Annotated in this window: 20 protein-coding genes; 10 read left to right on the top strand and 10 right to left on the bottom strand. The window is 34.8% G+C overall.

All coding sequences use genetic code 11. From position 1 onward, the window contains the following. Positions 1-38 precede the first annotated feature (38 nt). The 3 genes from R2Q59_RS01525 to R2Q59_RS01515 all read left to right on the top strand — a co-directional run bounded on the left by R2Q59_RS01525 (position 39) and on the right by R2Q59_RS01515 (position 1,572). Entirely contained in the window at positions 39-407 is a 369-nt protein-coding gene (locus R2Q59_RS01525) for a DUF4870 domain-containing protein (protein WP_316765258.1), read from the top strand. 123 nt (positions 408-530) lie between these two features. Continuing rightward, positions 531-1,064, top strand: coding sequence for a C40 family peptidase (locus tag R2Q59_RS01520; protein WP_316783073.1), 534 nt, complete (start codon positions 531-533; stop codon positions 1,062-1,064). 97 nt (positions 1,065-1,161) lie between these two features. Further along, positions 1,162-1,572, top strand: a complete 411-nt coding sequence (locus R2Q59_RS01515; RefSeq protein ID WP_316783070.1) for a DUF1801 domain-containing protein — start codon at positions 1,162-1,164, stop codon at positions 1,570-1,572. Between the two features lie 156 nt (positions 1,573-1,728). Here the strand turns inward: R2Q59_RS01515 and R2Q59_RS01510 are convergent, their stop codons facing one another. The 5 genes from R2Q59_RS01510 to rpiA all read right to left on the bottom strand — a co-directional run bounded on the left by R2Q59_RS01510 (position 1,729) and on the right by rpiA (position 4,999). Further along, positions 1,729-2,616: a flavin reductase family protein gene (locus R2Q59_RS01510; protein ID WP_316783067.1), complete on the bottom strand. Its 888-nt coding sequence runs from the start codon at positions 2,614-2,616 to the stop codon at positions 1,729-1,731. 12 nt (positions 2,617-2,628) lie between these two features. After that, positions 2,629-2,922 carry a type II toxin-antitoxin system RelE/ParE family toxin gene (locus R2Q59_RS01505; RefSeq protein ID WP_316765254.1) on the bottom strand — a complete coding sequence of 98 codons (294 nt, stop codon included), beginning with the start codon at positions 2,920-2,922 and terminating at the stop codon, positions 2,629-2,631. Next, positions 2,923-3,123: a DUF2683 family protein gene (locus R2Q59_RS01500; protein ID WP_316765253.1), complete on the bottom strand. Its 201-nt coding sequence runs from the start codon at positions 3,121-3,123 to the stop codon at positions 2,923-2,925. It abuts the gene before it with no gap. Positions 3,124-3,204: 81 nt separating this feature from the next. Beyond that, positions 3,205-4,203 (bottom strand): fumarylacetoacetate hydrolase family protein, encoded by a 999-nt coding sequence (locus R2Q59_RS01495; protein WP_316765252.1) that lies wholly within the window; start codon positions 4,201-4,203, stop codon positions 3,205-3,207. A gap of 100 nt (positions 4,204-4,303) precedes the next feature. Next, positions 4,304-4,999 (bottom strand): ribose-5-phosphate isomerase RpiA, encoded by a 696-nt coding sequence (gene rpiA, locus R2Q59_RS01490; protein ID WP_316765251.1) that lies wholly within the window; start codon positions 4,997-4,999, stop codon positions 4,304-4,306. Positions 5,000-5,251: 252 nt separating this feature from the next. Between rpiA and R2Q59_RS01485 the strand changes: the two genes are divergently transcribed. The 3 genes from R2Q59_RS01485 (at position 5,252) to R2Q59_RS01475 (ending at position 8,187) form a co-directional block, all read left to right on the top strand. After that, positions 5,252-6,418, top strand: a complete 1,167-nt coding sequence (locus tag R2Q59_RS01485) for a homogentisate 1,2-dioxygenase (RefSeq protein ID WP_316783064.1) — start codon at positions 5,252-5,254, stop codon at positions 6,416-6,418. 162 nt (positions 6,419-6,580) lie between these two features. Further along, positions 6,581-7,711 (top strand): 4-hydroxyphenylpyruvate dioxygenase, encoded by a 1,131-nt coding sequence (gene hppD / locus R2Q59_RS01480; protein WP_316783061.1) that lies wholly within the window; start codon positions 6,581-6,583, stop codon positions 7,709-7,711. A 119-nt stretch (positions 7,712-7,830) separates the two neighbouring features. Beyond that, positions 7,831-8,187, top strand: a complete 357-nt coding sequence (locus tag R2Q59_RS01475; protein ID WP_316765248.1) for a DUF6970 domain-containing protein — start codon at positions 7,831-7,833, stop codon at positions 8,185-8,187. A gap of 520 nt (positions 8,188-8,707) precedes the next feature. On the opposite strand, the gene R2Q59_RS01470 is transcribed toward R2Q59_RS01475, so the two are convergent. After that, a complete protein-coding gene (locus tag R2Q59_RS01470) occupies positions 8,708-11,704 on the bottom strand; it encodes a glycoside hydrolase domain-containing protein (protein WP_316783058.1) in 2,997 nt (998 codons plus the stop codon). Positions 11,705-11,862: 158 nt separating this feature from the next. Here R2Q59_RS01470 and R2Q59_RS01465 point away from each other — a divergent pair, with 158 nt between their 5' ends. Beyond that, complete coding sequence (locus R2Q59_RS01465) at positions 11,863-12,786, top strand: YihY/virulence factor BrkB family protein (RefSeq protein WP_316783055.1); 924 nt, start codon at positions 11,863-11,865, stop codon at positions 12,784-12,786. Here R2Q59_RS01465 and R2Q59_RS01460 read toward each other — a convergent pair. Both R2Q59_RS01460 and R2Q59_RS01455 read right to left on the bottom strand, forming a co-directional pair. Beyond that, complete coding sequence (locus R2Q59_RS01460) at positions 12,783-13,145, bottom strand: hypothetical protein (RefSeq protein ID WP_316783052.1); 363 nt, start codon at positions 13,143-13,145, stop codon at positions 12,783-12,785. The genes R2Q59_RS01465 and R2Q59_RS01460 overlap by 4 nt on opposite strands. Before the next feature lie 26 nt (positions 13,146-13,171). After that, positions 13,172-13,759: a porin family protein gene (locus R2Q59_RS01455; protein ID WP_316765244.1), complete on the bottom strand. Its 588-nt coding sequence runs from the start codon at positions 13,757-13,759 to the stop codon at positions 13,172-13,174. A gap of 138 nt (positions 13,760-13,897) precedes the next feature. On the opposite strand from R2Q59_RS01455, the gene R2Q59_RS01450 reads away from it, so the two are divergent. Further along, a complete protein-coding gene (locus R2Q59_RS01450; protein WP_316783049.1) occupies positions 13,898-15,175 on the top strand; it encodes a histidine kinase N-terminal 7TM domain-containing protein in 1,278 nt (425 codons plus the stop codon). Next, positions 15,090-15,677, top strand: a complete 588-nt coding sequence (locus R2Q59_RS01445; protein ID WP_316783046.1) for a HAMP domain-containing sensor histidine kinase — start codon at positions 15,090-15,092, stop codon at positions 15,675-15,677. The genes R2Q59_RS01450 and R2Q59_RS01445 overlap by 86 nt, the downstream gene beginning before the upstream one ends. Positions 15,678-15,696: 19 nt before the next feature. On the opposite strand, the gene R2Q59_RS01440 is transcribed toward R2Q59_RS01445, so the two are convergent. Next, entirely contained in the window at positions 15,697-15,996 is a 300-nt protein-coding gene (locus tag R2Q59_RS01440) for a hypothetical protein (protein WP_316783043.1), read from the bottom strand. Positions 15,997-16,129: 133 nt separating this feature from the next. Between R2Q59_RS01440 and R2Q59_RS01435 the strand changes: the two genes are divergently transcribed. After that, positions 16,130-17,278 carry a hypothetical protein gene (locus R2Q59_RS01435; protein ID WP_316783040.1) on the top strand — a complete coding sequence of 383 codons (1,149 nt, stop codon included), beginning with the start codon at positions 16,130-16,132 and terminating at the stop codon, positions 17,276-17,278. Here R2Q59_RS01435 and R2Q59_RS01430 read toward each other — a convergent pair. Beyond that, positions 17,268-17,729 (bottom strand): DUF4268 domain-containing protein, encoded by a 462-nt coding sequence (locus R2Q59_RS01430; RefSeq protein ID WP_316783037.1) that lies wholly within the window; start codon positions 17,727-17,729, stop codon positions 17,268-17,270. The two genes, R2Q59_RS01435 and R2Q59_RS01430, sit on opposite strands and share 11 nt — an antisense overlap. Between the last annotated feature and the right edge of the window lie 226 nt (positions 17,730-17,955).

Raw genomic sequence — 17,955 nt, 5'->3', positions numbered from 1 at the left:
GCAGGTAGTTTGTAATGCTGTTGAATAACAAACTATATATGGAAAACAACATTACTACAACAGACAACGGCAAAACTGCCGCAATTATTAGCTATTTCGGAATTATTGGATGGTTAATAGCTTATTTCGCTTTGCATAAAGACAAAAGAACCGAACTTGGTTCTTATCAACTAAGACAAACTTTGCTTTATGCTATAATCTCAACAGTTCTTTACATTCTACTATCAATTGTCTTAACAATTGTAATAGTAGCAACTGGAATTACTGCATTGGTTTACTTGGCCTATGTACTTTATCTGATACTTTTTGTTATTTGGATATTAGGTTTATTGGGGGCAATTAATGGAGAAAAAAAACCCATGATGTTTATAGGCGAAAAAGCTCAAACCATGTTTCCTTCAATCTAGTCAATTAAAAAATAATGAAAAGCCTCGATTATTTATCGGGGTTTTTCAGTTTAAAACCCACAACCAACAAGTTTTCAACACTTTACCTCGTTAAGTTTTTTTTGTTATCTTTGAAATCCTAATATGAAGAAAACACTAACTATTTTCTGTTTAATGTTATTGTTTGCTGTTAAAGGCAAAGCGCAAGATAACACCTCTCTTCCTGCTCAATACCAGGAAATGATGACAAAGATACTTAGCAACGTTCCTAAAACTGCTTCTTCCACCGCATCTCAATTACTAGATTTTGCAAAAACAATGATTGGTGTTCCTTACAGATACGCCACAAGTAATCCTGAAAAAGGTTTTGATTGTTCTGGATTTGTAAATTATGTGTTTAGTAGTTTTGGATTTAAAGTACCTCGCTCCTCTCCAGAATTTGCAAGCGCAGGAGTACCTGTTAAATTAGCTGACGCCAAAGTTGGTGATGTTTTAATTTTTACAGGCACTAATCCTAAAGTGAGAAGAATTGGCCATGTAGGCATTATTTATTCCATTGAAGATGGAGAAATCAAATTTATCCATTCTACTTCAGGAAAAGCGCATGGTGTTACCATCACAGATTTTGATGCTTATTACAAAAGCCGATTCATGAAGGCTGTAAGTATTGTAGAATAGTTCAGTCTACAGCTGGCAATTAGCAGTTCCTAGTTTTGCCAACTGCCAATTGAAAACTGCTAACTTATTATTATCTTCATTTACAAATTCTAATCAAATGGCCGAATTAAAAACTAAGGTTACTACGCAATCCGTTGAAGAATATTTGTTGCAAATTCCTAATGAAACAACGCGTAAGGATTGTCAGACACTCTGTAAATTAATGGAGGACAAAACTCAGGCAAAAGCAAAAATGTGGGGCAGTGCCATTGTTGGTGTTGGCGATTATACCTATTCCTATTCAACAGGCAGAACTGGAGATTGGTTCATGATGGGCTTTTCACCTCGCAAAGCTAATATCAGTTTATACATCATGGGCTGCAATGCTGATGAAAGGCAAAACATTTTACCTCGATTAGGGAAACATACCACTGGTAAAGGTTGTGTTTACGTAAAAAAATTGAGTGATATTAATATGGATGTTTTGAAGGAGATGTGTGAGATTTCTTATAGAAATTTGAAGAAGTAAAACTACGCGTCATTGCGAGGTGTTGCTTTTCGCAAACCGAAGCAATCTTATTCGGCAAATAAGCTAACACAAAATTCTAAGTCTCATTTTACAGAATTATTCTTAACCGCAAAGAGTAGATTGCTTCGTCGTTCCTCCTCGCAATGACGGATTAACTTACAACAAAACCACTTTCAACGCATCCACAACATTACCTAAAGCCAATAACTGATGCGCCAATTCATGTAATTCTCTTTCTCTGTTGGTTTCATCGCCAATGGTAGCATCTAAAATATCTTTCACAGCGGTATTCCAGCGCATCGCATCAATGTCAGTTTCAGTTGGCAATTGCTCAATGTTTCCTAACATCCCTAAATCATTCCCTGTCAACACATGAGAGTTCCTAACAGAGACCGGTAAGGCACTCACTCCTACCCCCAATGTAGTTAATGGTTTGGCTACTTTGAATAAATTTTCGGGCGTAACCCTGCAATACCAATCTCCACCTAATCTGGCAACTAAATCTATTTTAGCCTGGTCAATTTTACCCTCCTCATCTAAAATATCTTCTTTAATATGAATCAACTTAATTTCTGCCAAAACTAAATTTCCCGCACCGTGTTGGTCCCCCAATGGAATAACCTCCTTAACCAAACACTCTAACTGAACTGGGGCTTCTGCAACCCTGGGTGGTTTTACTAAATGAGATTCTTGCATAGTAAAACCAGCCTTTTCAAACTCATTAACTCCTTTTGCATATTCTGTACTGGCTAAACTAGTTTGCTGTACCATCGCATAGTTAACAATGTTGATGACACATTCCTTTACCTGTAAAACATTTTCTAATGTGTGTTTAGTTGTATTATCTCTTACTCTTCTGGCAGGAGAAAAAATACACATCGGTGGATTTGTGCTAAACAAGTTAAAAAAACTGAACGGACTTAAATTTACATTTCCTTCCGTATCAATTGTAGATGCAAAACAAATTGGACGTGGTGCAATAGCATACTGCAGATAGTTTTGCAATTGCATTGGAGACAAATCTGAGGTTTTAATGGATAGCATTTTGAAGAGGATTTAGCCTAAAATTAAAGGGTCTTGCCTATTATCAAAAAAGAACAATAAGTTAACTTGTTTATTAGTCACTTGATAAAATAACGAGGTGTTTTTTGTGAAATTTGCAACCCGAATATCTTCATCGATAGCAGATGACTTATACATATAAGGTTGTTCTGATATTAGTCGAATCGTTTTTTCAGCCTTACTTAAAAATTCATTAGCGATTTTAACACTAAATTTTTCAGCAATAAGATTATATACTAAAACAAAGGTCTCCTTCGCTTTTGGTGTATAAAAAACAGCTAATGCCACCTACTTAAGCAAATCTTTTAACCCAGCATAAGGTGTTAAATTATTATCATTAGCTTGTGTTAAAGACTCTTTAACTCCTTTAATTACAAACTGAGGGTAAACTTCGCTCTGCTGTTCGAAAGCAATTTTCATAGCCTGCATAATTGCTTTTAATGCAGTTAATTGCTCTTTATTTTCTGGATAAACTATTAATGCTTCCATATAGACAAATTTAATATTTAAAATTGATTATTCAATAATTCTGTTTTACCAATTACCTTTCAATTTTAAAACATTACAACGTTAGGATTTCTTCAATCCTAAAATTGAAAAATCTGTATCAACCTTAGTAATTATATTCGTCAAACTTCCTAAACCCGTAATTTCCATTTCAACATCATCGCCAGGTTGTAACCACTGTACTTTATAGTTGGGGTCGTTTAGTAAACCAGTTCCATTTAACTCTAAAAAGCAACCGGTTCCCACTGTTCCAGAACCAATTACATCGCCTGGCAAAATATCTACACCATAAGCGCAACGTTCAATAATTTCTGCAAATGTCCAGTCCATATCTGCCATGTTACCTGCCGATAATTCAACACCGTTAACTCTACAAGTCATTTTTAAATTATAGGCATTGCCGGTGTGATTTGGTTTTGCAGCAACTTTATACTGTTCCAATTCATCTGGTGTTACCAACCAAGGACCAATTACGGTCGAAAAATCTTTTCCTTTTGCTGGGCCTAAATTCAATATCATCTCCTCCATTTGTAAGGTACGAGCACTCATGTCATTCATGATCATGAAACCAGCAATGTAATCATCAGCCTCTGCTGCCTTAATATTTCTACCTTTTTTACCAATTACAACAGCAACTTCTAATTCAAAATCCAGTTTCTGAAAATGGTCTGGCATACACTCTATTTCTCCTGGACCTTGAATGGCATTATGATTCGTAAAGTAGAATATCGGATATTGGTCAAATTCTGCAATCATATCTACTTTCCTATTCCTTCTCGCCGCTGCAACATGCTGACGGAAAGCATATCCATCTCTACAAGAAGTTGGATGAGGAACTGGAGCCAATATTTGATAAAAAACTTCTTCCTTAGGCTTAATTGCACCTGAAAGGATATCCTCATTGATTTGCTTTGCCCTTTCCATTAAAGGTTCTCCACCTTCTAAAAAAGACTTCATGTCATCAGGAATTAACTTGTGACATGAGTTTAAATTGTAAATATGTCCGTTTACATAAACACCTAAATGTTCAATATCTTCAGTTTTATAGGATACTAGTTTCATATGATATCTGGTTAAGAATATGGGTTAAATGTACTATTTTACATGAATTGTTTCAGGCTTAATATTTATAAAATAAAGGAATAGATTGATACTTATTTATTTAATCTTTTGAAAACGTATATAGCTGCCCATCTTTTGCCATAATTACTTTTGAGGTAAGGTTAACAAATAAGCCATGGGCCAATAGTCCATCAATTTGATTTAAACTTTCAGCAAGTTTTTGCGGTTCATCAATTAATCCAAAAGCTACATCAACAATATAATTATGGTTATCGGTGATGAAAATCTTTCCTTCTTTATATCTTAACTTTACAATACCATTCAGCTTTTCGAGTTGATTAACAACATATTGATAAGCTATTGGCACAACTTCAATTGGAACTTTAAAAGAACCTAATTTTTCTACTTTCTTAGAGGAATCAGTAACAATTATTCGATTGTTGCTTAAGGAGGCAACTATTTTCTCTCTAAAGAGTGCACCTCCCCCTCCTTTTATCAAATCTAAGGTTTCGGTAAATTCATCTGCTCCATCAATGCTGATATCGATGTGTGAAGTTTTACCAAGTTCTTGCATTGGTATCCCTAATGAAATAGCTAACTCTTCAGTATGTACAGAACTAGCAACACCCTTAATTTTTAATCCGCCTTTAACTAATTTGGCTAATTCTTCAATAGCAAATTTGGCTGTAGAGCCTGTACCTAAGCCAACAATATCATTATCTTTTACAAAGGAAACGGCCATTTTAGCAGCTGCTTCTTTTTCTATTTCACTTTGGTTTTGCTTTTTTTCTGACATCAATTAAAAATAGCCAAAGAAATTTGAAATTGCTATTTAAAACCATAATTTAGCCCCAAGAAAATGAGTAGTCATTCAACATATCAAAATCACAATGCTAATGAAGTTCTTTCAGCATTTAGATATGCCATGCTATCTAAAATCATTTTTGCGCAATATTCTTTTTAGACTTTCCAATACTTCGTCTACCTTAAAACGTTTCTAACTATTTAAACGTTATATATTTACATTCTAACCAAATTACCTAACGCTATGCCTATTTACCATACATTAGGAACAATTCCACCAAAAAGACATACGGTTTTTCGTAAACCAAATGGCGATTTATACGCAGAGGAATTAGTTTCTACAGAAGGTTTTTCTAGTTTATATTCATTGGTTTACCATTGTCATCCACCAACAATTGTTAAATCTTTAGGCGAACCCTATAACGTAGAACCTAAAATAGCTCGTGAGAAACATCTTCGCCACACTAGTTTAATTGGCTTTAACATTAAGCCAGAAGATGATTACCTAAAAAGCAGAAAACCTGTTTTGGTCAATAGTGACTTGCATATTTCGTTGGCTGCACCAAGAAAATCAATGATTGATTATTTTTACAAAAACAGTCAAGCAGATGAGGTGATTTTTATCCATGAAGGCTCAGGAACATTAAAAACGGGCTTTGGGAAAATCAAGTTTGAGTATGGAGATTATCTAGTTATCCCTCGTGGCACAATTTATCAATTGGACTTTAATGATGAGAATAACAGACTTTTTATTGTAGAAAGTTTTAGTCCAATTCGTACACCGAAAAGATACAGAAACCAATTTGGGCAACTAGAAGAGCATTCTCCATACTGCGAAAGAGATATTAAACGTCCGCAAGATTTAGAAACAATTGATGAAGCTGGAGATTTTAAGGTATTGATTAAAAAACAGGGAATAATGTATCCTTATACCTATGGCACACACCCTTTTGACTTTGTGGGCTGGGACGGTTTTCATTACCCTTGGGCATTTTCTATTCACGATTTTGAGCCAATAACTGGGCGCTTGCATCAACCTCCTCCAGTTCATCAAACCTTTGAAGGACATAATTTTGTGATTTGTTCTTTCGTTCCACGCAAGTACGATTATCATCCATTGTCAATTCCTGCACCTTATAACCACAGCAATGTTGATAGCGATGAAGTTTTATATTATGTAGATGGAGATTTTATGAGTCGTAAAAGTGTGGTAAAAGGTCAAATTACACTGCACCCAGGAGGGATACCTCACGGACCACATCCAGGAACGGTAGAAAAATCAATTGGACAAGAAAAAACAGAAGAACTAGCCGTTATGATAGACCCTTTTAGACCTTTAATGTTAACACAAGATGCTGTTGATATTGAGGATGAAAGTTACCACACCAGCTGGCAAATAAACGTAGAATAAAAAGTTGATAGATAATAGTCAATAGTTAATGGCTTGGGTGCAATAACATATAACATACAAAGAAATAAGAGTTTAAAACGTTAGCTGATAGTTTAAGCTAGGTTGTATGCATCACAGCAATTAACCATCAACCATAGCCCATCAGCCCTAATAAATAATAAAATGTCAACACAAACATTCGCAGAAAAAATAGCAAAAGCACAAGATTTCCTTCCAATAAACGGTACGGATTATATAGAATTTTATGTGGGCAATGCCAAACAGGCTGCCCATTATTATAAAACAGCATTCGGATTTCAATCCTTAGCTTACGCCGGCCCAGAAACTGGAGTTCGCGACAGAGCATCTTACGTTTTACAACAGGGCAAAATAAGATTGATTTTAACAACGGCTTTAAAATCTGATAGCGTAATTGCCGAGCATGTTAAAACCCATGGTGATGGCGTAAAGGTTTTAGCGCTTTGGGTTGATGATGCCTACAGTGCTTTCGAAGAAACAACCAAACGTGGAGCAAAGCCATACTTGGAGCCGCAAACTTTAAGTGATGAAAACGGAGAAGTAAGAATGTCTGGGATTTATACATACGGCGAAACCGTTCACATGTTCGTTGAACGCAAAAATTACAATGGCGTATTTATGCCAGGTTACCGTGAATGGAAAAGTGAATACAACCCAAGCGATGCAGGTTTACTTTACATAGACCATTGCGTGGGCAACGTGGGCTGGAACCGAATGAATGAAACCGTAAAGTGGTATGAAGATGTAATGGGTTTTGTAAACATCCTTTCATTTGATGATAAACAGATTAATACCGAGTATTCTGCATTGATGAGTAAGGTGATGAGCAATGGAAATGGTTTTTCGAAGTTTCCAATCAATGAACCTGCTGAAGGAAAGAAAAAATCTCAAATTGAAGAATACTTAGAATTTTATGAAGGTGAAGGCGTTCAACATATTGCGGTTGCTACCAAGAATATTGTAAGAACCGTAACCGAATTAAAGGCAAGGGGTGTTGAGTTCTTAAGTCCGCCACCTGAAGCTTATTACGAAATGATGCCAACACGTGTTGGAGAAATTGACGAGGAAATAGCATTGTTAAAAAGTCTTGGCATTTTGGTCGACTGTGATGAGGAAGGTTATTTGTTGCAGATTTTCACCAAACCAGTTGAAGACCGTCCTACACTTTTCTTTGAGATTATACAACGTAAAGGGGCGCAATCTTTTGGTGCAGGAAACTTTAAAGCTTTGTTTGAATCTTTGGAACGCGAACAGGAATTGAGAGGGAACTTGTAATTAGATGTGAGAATTGAGATATGAGAATTGAGACCAGTCTAACTCCAAATTTCAAAATCTTACCATCAGCCAGTTCCTTACTAACGAAACAAAATTAATTCATTTGATGTTAAAAGATAATGATAGCTACAAAACTTAAATTCTTATTTATTGGCTTTGTATTATTGCAAACGCAAACTTGCAAAAAAGAAGATTTCAAAGACGTTCCTATTTGCATCCTTGAGAAGATTGAAAAAATAAAAGCAGAGAATGTAGCAAATCCACCAGCAAGTGTTTGGCAATACGAATACAACGGTCAAGTTGTTTACTTCATTCCGCAAAAATGCTGTGATATTCCAAGTTCGCTTTACGATAGCAATTGTAATCTAATTTGCAGTCCGGATGGTGGCTTTACAGGAAAAGGCGATGGCAAATGCAAAGACTTTTTTGAAAAGCGAAGCAAGGAAAAGTTAATTTGGCAAGACGATAGAAAATAAGAAAAGCTGTTCAGGAAACTGAGCAGCTTTTTTAACAATGTCCCAAAGCGTAATAAATAACTACAAAAATAATGATGGTTGATAAACAGCCACCTCCTAGTTTTTTAGCACCGTAGCCAGCAATGATAGTTCTGAAGAAATTATTCATAGGTTAAGTTTTGTAGAATAACCCTTAAATGATGTAAAAAGTTTTTTGAAAAGCAATTTAGCAGTACGTGGCAAAATCAATCCCGCCATTTGCTTCAATTCCCGATGAAGAATCGGGAGATTTTCGCGTCTGTCGGGTTTAATGTTAAAGGTTGTGGTTTTTGGCAAGGTTGCAAGGTTGCCCAACCTAGTTGTACAAGCCCATGTTATCTAAACGGGTTCCGATAGCTATCGGAAGAAGCGGAAATACTTTTTGTCATGCTGAGCTTGTCGAAGCACAAAAAGATTGTAGCAAAAAGCCCGACTAACCTAAATCGGGCTTCTGCATTTGCTTTTCTAATGAATAAAATTTTCGGTCTTTCCGACTTTCGGACTAGTTTTTCTCTTTAATCACAATCAACAATCCCTTTCCCTTTGGAATAGTTATTTCAGTTGGGCTTCCGATGCTAGCTCCTATTTGGAAATTTTGCACTTCAGGAACTGTTAATACTGCCTTAGCCGGATTAATACCTAATTTATTCCAGTCAATATTTAATGTGATTGTTTCATCTTTTTCAGACCAACTTGCAATAGAAACCAATGCTGCACCTTGTTTCTTGTAAACTGTAGCTAATACTTCCGCATTGCTAGTTTTAACCGGACAATTTGGAGACCAGTAACCAATCATTTTTGTGCCTTTCATACCAAAGTTATCCCAAACTTTCCAAAGTGGTCTTGGATCGTTATTGCCCGACCAAGGTAAACGATTAGTCATTCCGTAAATCATTCCACGCCAAGGATTCCCACCATCTTGCAGCATTTCGCCCATTAAACCAAATGGAATTCCACTTACTTCGGTTAGGTAGAAATCTGGCTTGTTCTTTTCGTAATCAAAGTATTCACCAAACCACAAACGATTTAAATATGGAAAATGCTCCATGTACAAATTGGCGCTATTGTTAAAGCCATCTGCCTTATTGTATTGGTTTGCTGAGTGTAAATCTATAATTCCAGGATGCCCGTTCTGCGTTAAAACACGTTTAACACGTTTCATAGTTATCCTATCGAATGCCACATCATCTAAGTAAATACCATCAATGCCCACATTTTTCGTTAACCAGTTCATTCCCTCCACATAATAGTTATGCCACCTACTCATTCCGCTATTTACAATGGCTGCATCTTTAATTTCTGGCACAAACCACGCTGCGATATAATCATCTTTAACATGTTCTTGCAACCAAGAAAAGCCGCCACCCTTACCTGTAGAATAGATTTCATAACCTAAACTTCTCATCGGGAATGTTTCATAAGCTCTATTTGATAACTCACGAACAGTGTTGTAAATCTTAACTTTTAAACCTTTAGCATGCGCTTCGTCAATGTATTTTTTCATTTTAGCATGCTCAATAAATGGATAATTTATCCAAGGATTTATTGCATTAGCATGATGAATATTAACAACACTAGCACCAGTTGCCTTAATGCTATCAATGGTACTGTACTTATGATAAAATCTAGTTTCCCATTGAAAATCTGTATTAATGGTATGAAAAGGTGTGATTAATAAATTGAAATTATAGTAAAGTACATCGCCCTTTTTCATTTGATGTTCCCCTGTATAATTATTGGCCAACATCGAACTTCCTTTAATTCCTACACTTATTCCGCCTTTATTTTCATTACCCCAAGATTTAGGCAATAACAATGGCTTTTGTAAATAGAAGTTGGTATTTAATGGCCGTACATAGTTCTCGTCTCTTAATGAATATTGCAAGCCAGCATTAACATTTCCTAGCCAAGTACCATCCTGATTTTTTGTGGCAACCTCCCATTTCCAATCAACCTGTTCTGGTCGTAAACCGCCTTTCTGACCTAAGCCCATCATATAAGTTGCGGCAGTTTTGTTGAAAGGAATATGCATCGTAACATCTTTCAACGCCACATCTTTTAATGCGGTTACTTTTACTGTGTAAGCTAAAAAACCATCAAACTCTAAACTTCCAGTAACATCAACTTGCAAACTATCGTTACCACTTTTCGCTTTCCATTGCACTGTTCCTGCTTCTTTTTTAGTGAATTCAACTCCACCATCGGCCATTTTTATGTTCTTTCCATCAGCTTTGCGCACAAAGTGGAAGTGAATGTTTTCGTATAATAAATTATTCGGCGTTGGGGTAATCTCAGTCATTTCTGGACTAAAGAAAGTTTGAATTTGTTTTGGAAAACCATTTTTATCCAATTCTACTTTCCTACCTAAAAAACTAATGCTGTTTCCAGAAATTTGCAAAGGAATGTAAGGCGCAATAACTGTATTTTTTTGAGCTAAGGTAGAATTTAACCAGGTTAAACGAGTTTGTTTCCTAGGTTCATTTATTCCATTTTCCTTTGCTATTTGCGCATCAACAGTAATATTTAATTGAATAGTTTGCGAAGGCGCATTGGTTGCAGAAACAATTACAGTTCCGGTGTATTTTCCTGCTTTTGCTGTAGTTGGAATGGTTAATAAATTCCATAATGCTTGCACTTGATTTTGAGGAACATTAACTTCTTTGCTCAATACATTTCCATCATAAGCTGTTCCATCGGTATTTAGGCAAGAAATTAATTTAGCAGAGATTTTATTGCCAGCTTTATCTTTTAAATCACTGAACTTCAGTTTTACATTTTGTAAATCCTTTAAGGCGTAAATCCCCAATTGAAAAGAGAAATTCTCTCCTCTTAAAGCTTTATCGGTAAAAGTTTTTTGTGCGCCTTTTAATATCCACCGTTGCGGAATATCATTCCTCATGATGATTGGATAATTCCTACTTTCTGGAAAAACCAGATAGGCTGGTTCTAAATTTTTGGCTTTTAGGTTAGTTACTTCATCCGCAGTTGCGATAACTTCCATGGGATAAACGCTATTGAAAGCATTAATTGATTGGATTTCTAAAACCTCTGTAACTGGCGCTATTTTGCTAGCTTCTTTTACCGAAATCCAATCGGATGTTTGTTCTTGCTTAGGATAAATGCCTTTTGGATAATTTGACCTGCCCTCGTTGTTATATGGTTGATAATAAATATAATAATTTCCTTGCCCGCTTTCTGGCTTAAAACAAATTATTCCATATTCCTTTTTTAAGGTTACTGGCAAAATATTCTTAATTCGCTTACCAGTTTGAGCATCAAAAACTATAATTGCCTTCTGTTCTGGATTTGGGTCGCTTCTTCTCCACCTAATTAAAACCTTCGCTATATCTCCATTATGAGTAACCTTTACCAAAGCTCTTTGATTTCCTAAAGAATCAGCATTCCAAGCATTTTTACCATTTGTATATTTAATTTCTTGTGCATTGGTATAAAACGAAATAGTGCTAAAAAATAGCAAAGCCGAAAGTAGTTTTTTCATCAGAAAAAGAGTTTATTGGGTTAGAACTGGTAAATTTAATTTATTTCTTTATTGTTTAACTAGGAAGTAAAAAATTTAAGGCATAAACCTGCAAGATTACTTAACAAAATGATTTATTAGCTTATTTTTATTAATTTTGAGTAACACTAAATGCCAAGATGTACGCAATCACTGTAAAAAGGTCTAAACTATTCTTCTCAGATTTAAAAATAGCATTTAAGTTATTTAGAAAAAACGACCCTTTACGTTTAGCAGGTGCAACTGCCTTTTTTGCAAACTTTGCCTTACCACCAATCTTACTTATTCTGATTAGATTATTTGGTTTTTTTGTTGATAGAAGGACCTTAGCAACGAGAATATTCGAACGATTGTCGAGCATTTTAGACGAAAGTGGAACAGCTCAAATTAGACAAACATTAAGAAATATTAGAGGTGTTGATTACAATTGGTGGGGAACTATTTTGAGTTTTGTATTTTTCATTTTTGTAGCTACTACTTTGTTCAATGTCATTAAAAATTCAATGGAGCAAATATGGAAGATTGGTGTAAAAGAAAAATTGGGGATTTTATTTACCCTTAAAATTCGAGGTCGCTCGATGACCATTATTTTATTAGCAGGGATTTTGTTTTTTGTGGGCATAGTAACTGATGGCATACAAGCCATAATCGGAGGCTATATCAATAGCGCTGCACCTACCTTTGGAAAAGTGTTTCTCTCTATCTTAAACCAAGTTTTATTTATTTTAATTGTTACCACTTGGTTTACTGTATTATTTAGATTTTTAACTAGTGGTAGACCAAGCTGGAAAACGGCCATTAGGGGCGGATTATTAACAGGAATCCTATTTACGCTTGGAAAATTTATTTTACGTATTGCATTACCATTGAGCAACATAGGAAACATTTACGGTGCTTCTGGCTCAATAATATTAATCATGTTATTTGTATTTTACTCTTCCTTTATTTTCTATTATGGGGCCTGTTTCGTAAAGGTGCTTAGCGATAACATTGCACACGGAATCCGTCCTATTAAAGGTGCTTTCCTGTATGAATTGAAAGAAATAGTAAAAGAAAAAGATTAGTTAGTTGGTAAACCAACACGCTCAAAACCTTGCATCTCGAAAACTGCTAATTTATTCAAAAGATTGCAGTGCAATGTTCCAAAAAAATTGAAGATACCACTTTCATTTTTTCCTTCGATACAAATACTCTGCTTTAAGATTTCTCTTTGTGCTAAATTTTGGTCGGTAAGCAATACGTTTTCGTCCTGAATAATTACATCTTTAGCCTCAATTGCGAACTCTTTTAATAGTGCCAGGAAGCTTTGTCCGTTTAGTAGTAGTTCTTTGATATTCATAGCGATAGGTTTATGGTTAGGTAGAAAAACTACATCAATTTTAAAGCCAAAAAAAAATGGATAAACTAACAAAAGTTTATCCATCAATTTATAAGACAAAGGGATGATATTTAGAATAGTTTATAAGCTAAGCCTAATGTATATAGATTAAGTTTTGTTGATTGATAACCTGCCTCATTTATTTTAGATAAGCCCAACTCGTAGCGCAAATCAATACCTAATTTACCAAGGTCTACTCCCGCACCAAATTGCCATGCAAAAGATTGGTCTTTAAATTTACCACTAAAGGCGGCAGAAGCAGCTTGAGAAAAATTTTGGTCTTCATTTAACAGAAACGAAACTACCGGACCAGTATTTAAACGCAAACCAACACCAGCGGCACCTAATTTTGTTCCTACTAAAACAGGTACATCAAGACTAGTAAATTTTACCTCATTTTCTTGACCAGTGCTATTTACCAAAGTTGTATTTTTTCCTGACAAATAAAGTTCTGGCTGTAAATGTAGTCCTGCAGCACCAATACGAGCCCAAACACCACCATAATAACCTGCTTGATTATCACTGCTGAAAGTATTTGTAGTATTAAATTTAGAAAGATTCATTCCTCCCTTTAAACCAAATTGAAAAGAAGGAACCACTTGGCTAAATGCTAAATAAGCAAAGCAAGTAAGCATAAGGGTTAAACTGATTTTTTTCATAACGAGATAACAATAATTTAAACGAAAATGTTTTAACGTAAAACTAATAATATTTTTAATTGAAAGCTAAAATGTGTAGTTTTATTCACTCCTATAGAAATTCAATATTACTTATAGCCACAATTCGTTACTTATTGAATGGATTTTACATTTAACGCTTACGCAATATTTCTCATAGCCTGCGGTTGCACAACAATCCTTTTAGCGTACTATATATTTCGTAGAGGTGGAGATACGGTGAAGTGGTTTTCAATGATGATGTTGTCAAATGCCATTTGGTCAATCGCCTATGGTTTTGAGCTCGCAAGTGGAACACTTTATCAAATGAAATTTTTCATCAACATTGAATATGTTGGTATTGCCACCTTGCCTTTAAATTGGTTCATTTTTTCTTTAAATTTTTGCGGCAAGGAATGTTGGTATAAAAAGCCGGTTAATCTAATATCAATTTTAATCTTCCCAATTCTTACTATTTTAATGGTTTGGACAAATGCTTTTCATCATCTTCATTATAAACAATTATCAATATCAAAGGAAGGCCCTTTCCCTGTATTGGCTATTGATACTGGGCCTTGGTATTTGATTTTTACTATTTACTTTTATCTCTTACTTGCGGCTGGGTGTTATCTTATCTTAATAAAATTCAAATCTTCTGACCCAATATACAGAAAGCAAAACTACAGCATAATCATAGCTGCATTTATTCCTTGGGTAGCCAATGTGTCTTATTTATTGGGTTTTAGACCATTTGGACATGTTGATGTCACGCCTTTTGCATTTATCATGACAACCTTTTTAACGCTAATTGGGATTTACCGTTTTAAGCTTTTTGATATTATTCCGATTGCAAGAGAAAAGGTGCTTGAATTGATGCAAGATGGCTTTTTCATTTTAGACCAAAAAAATAGAATTATCGATTATAATAAGTCGACAAAACAATATATCAATGTAAACAAAGAATTTGATCTAATTGGCACTTCACTTGAAGATGTATTACCAGATCAACCTGAATTATTTGAAAGGATAAAGACACGGAATCCAGGTAAAGTTGAGTTAACGTTACTAAAAGACGGACACAAGCTTAATTTAGAAGCTGAAACCTTGTTTTTAAATGATTCTAAAATCAATAGTGATTTTAGTATTATTAAACTGCAAGATTTAACTAATGTTAAAAAAGAAGCTAACAGGGTAAGAGATCAAGCTAGTGAGTTAGAAAAATTAAACCAATTGAAAGATAGAATATTCTCTATCATAGCTCATGATTTAAGGGGGCCATTGGTAAACTTATCTGAAGTTTTAAAAATGATTGCTAACGATCAGATTACCATAGATGAATTTAAAGACATCTCGCCAACGCTTAGCAAGGACATTATCTACAACCACAGACTTATTAGAAAACATTCTACATTGGTCTAGAAGCCAACTAAAAGGTTTTGGAATTAAAAAGGAGTTTTTTGATTTACGCAATTTGATTATCAATGAAATTAACTATCATCTGCCTGCCGCAAGCCTCAAGGATATAGAGATTATCCACGATGTTTTTCCTGGTGAAATGGTGTATGCAGATATCTTAATGATTCAGATTGTTATGCGAAATATGATAAATAACGCGATTAAATTTTGTAACAAAAATTCTCAAATACACATTACCGCTGTTTATCAAAAGGAAGGAAATATGCTTATCTGTATAAAAGATAACGGGATTGGCATACCGAAAGATATAATGGATAAATTGTTTTCTGAAGAGAATATATCCACTAGAGGAACACTAAATGAAAAAGGAACAGGCCTAGGATTAGTAGTCTGTAAAGATTTCGTGAGCCGAAATGATGGCGAAATTACTGTTACCAGTATTGAGGGTGAAGGAGCCAAATTCTGTATTACCTTACCTACTTCAAAAAAGCAGGAGCTTAATTAAATTAAGCTCCCGTTTAAATCTAATGACCAGTAACCCCATCAATAGCTTGTTGCTCTTTTAAAGCATCAACATTGTTTTTGTTTCCAAAATTAGATGTTTTGTCAGCAAAATATTCCAAAATCCCAACAATGGCGTCTAAGTTATCCGCAACTCGCTGATGCATGTCTGGCAAATCAGTATCCAACTTTTTATCTCCAAGTTCAATATTATCGACTTCAATTTTTCCAATTTTTTGGATGATGGCTTGCTGTGAGTGTTGTAAATCTTCTAACTCTCTCACTATCTTTTCCATTAATTCAAACTTCTTTAGCGTATCCATAATTTATATTATTAACGTTAATATTCCATTTTATTCTTGTAGAACGCATTTTTCATTAAAAAGTTTGAAATTTCTTACGGAGGTATTGCAAATTCAAATAATAACTAATAAATTAGTTTAAAAATACATCGATATGAAAAAGTTCATTTATACATTCGCTTTTGCATTTGCTTTCCAATTTTCATTTGCACAATCTGTAATTTTAGACAAAGAGAAATTACTTGAATTTTATCAAACTCAACGATATGCAGATGCCGCTCTATATCTCCAAAGCATATACCCATCGGACACTAAAGATGTAAAGGCATTAAGCCAAATGGCCTATTGTAACATGATGGCAGGTAAGTTACCAGAGGCCGAAAAAAGCTATTTAACGATTAATGAAATTCAGCCAAATACGCTACCTGTTCTTTTTAATTTAGCCAATATAAATACCAGAAGAGGTAATGATTTAAAAGCAAAAGGCTATTTAGAAAGTATTGTTAAAATTGACAGCACGAATTTTAATGCTTTTAAGCAGCTAGCTGGACTAATAAAGGATAGTTTACAGCTAAAAATTGCATACTTAAAAAAGGCTAATACTTTAAATTCAGCAGACGCTGATGTAGCTACAGACTTGGCTCAAGGTTATAGAGATTTGCAAAAATGGGCATTAGGCTATCAGGTTTTAAAAGTTGCAATTGCTGCAGATACGAGTAATCTATTTTTATTACAAGCGCAGCTACCTTTTGCAAATGAATTAAAAAAATACAAGGAAGTAATTTATGTTGGCGAGAAATTGCTAAAAGATGGTACCGATGCGAATGTAGTTAAGGATGTGGGCAAGGCTTATTATTTTTTAAAAAACTATGAGAAGTGCATAAATTACTATCAAATGCTTGAAAAGGTTGATAAACAAACAGAGATGACACTTTACATGATGACTTTGAGTTATCGCGAATTAAAGAACCTAGAAATGGCAACAACTTATGCGAAGAAAACCATTGAAGAAGGAATTTCACCAAACACGAGCACATACTACAGTTTGTTGGCAGCATTACAAGAAAGCAATGGCAAGTTAACCACGGCTGCTGCATCTTATAAAAGGGGCTTAACTTTTAGCGAAAATGGAAACACTTATTACAGACTGGGTTTATTGTACGATTTAAAATTAAAGCAGTTAAAAAACGCTTCGACTTACTATAATCTTTATCTAGCAAGTAAACCTGATGCGAAAGCAGAAAAAGAGCAAATTGATTATGTAACGGGTAGATTAGCTGATTTAAAAGCCGTTACGAAATAGATTCGAAAATTGGCTTAACATCTGTCCAGAATTGGTCTAAGGCAATTATTCTTGGTTTTAAGAAGGATATTAAGGCTTGCCAATCATTTTGGTTGAAAATGCTTACGCCGTTTAAAGTGGTTGAGATTCTGGCTAAAGGTGCTCCAAAATCGTTTACAATTTCGTCTTGCCAAATCCAATCTTCGGCTAAAGCATCTTTAAATAAGGTTTTAAAAGCTAAAAATTGTTCGAAGTATAGTGTTCTAGTTTCCTTATCGGGATGGGTGATGTCTATAGAAATAATTGCAGATTTTTGTTCGGCATTCATCCTAAAAAAGATGTGTTTCACTCCCGTTTTATAGTTTACCCAATTAATTTCTAAACCTTCGGCAGATGGGATGGGTTTCATGTATTTCCCAAAAGTAATCCAGAATTGCTGGCGTAGTTTAGAAGCTTCTTCTTTACTGTACATTGTTTTTGTTATAGAACTTTGACAAAATTCTAGACAGCTTGAAAGAATTTTGCCAAAGTTTAAGTTTTTGGAATGATGGTGGTTTTTATAACCGAACCTGAGTTAATTAAACCTGATTGAACGAAAATACTTTTTTGTCACACCGCCCTTCGACTACGCTCAGGGTGACAGTGCAAAAAAGATTGTAGTGAAAGCAGGACTGAATTTTCAAAAGAACCACTGTCTT

Source organism: Pedobacter frigiditerrae, from assembly GCF_032678705.1.
GTDB lineage: Bacteria > Bacteroidota > Bacteroidia > Sphingobacteriales > Sphingobacteriaceae > Pedobacter > Pedobacter frigiditerrae_A.
This window is presented reverse-complemented; position numbering and strand designations above follow the sequence as displayed.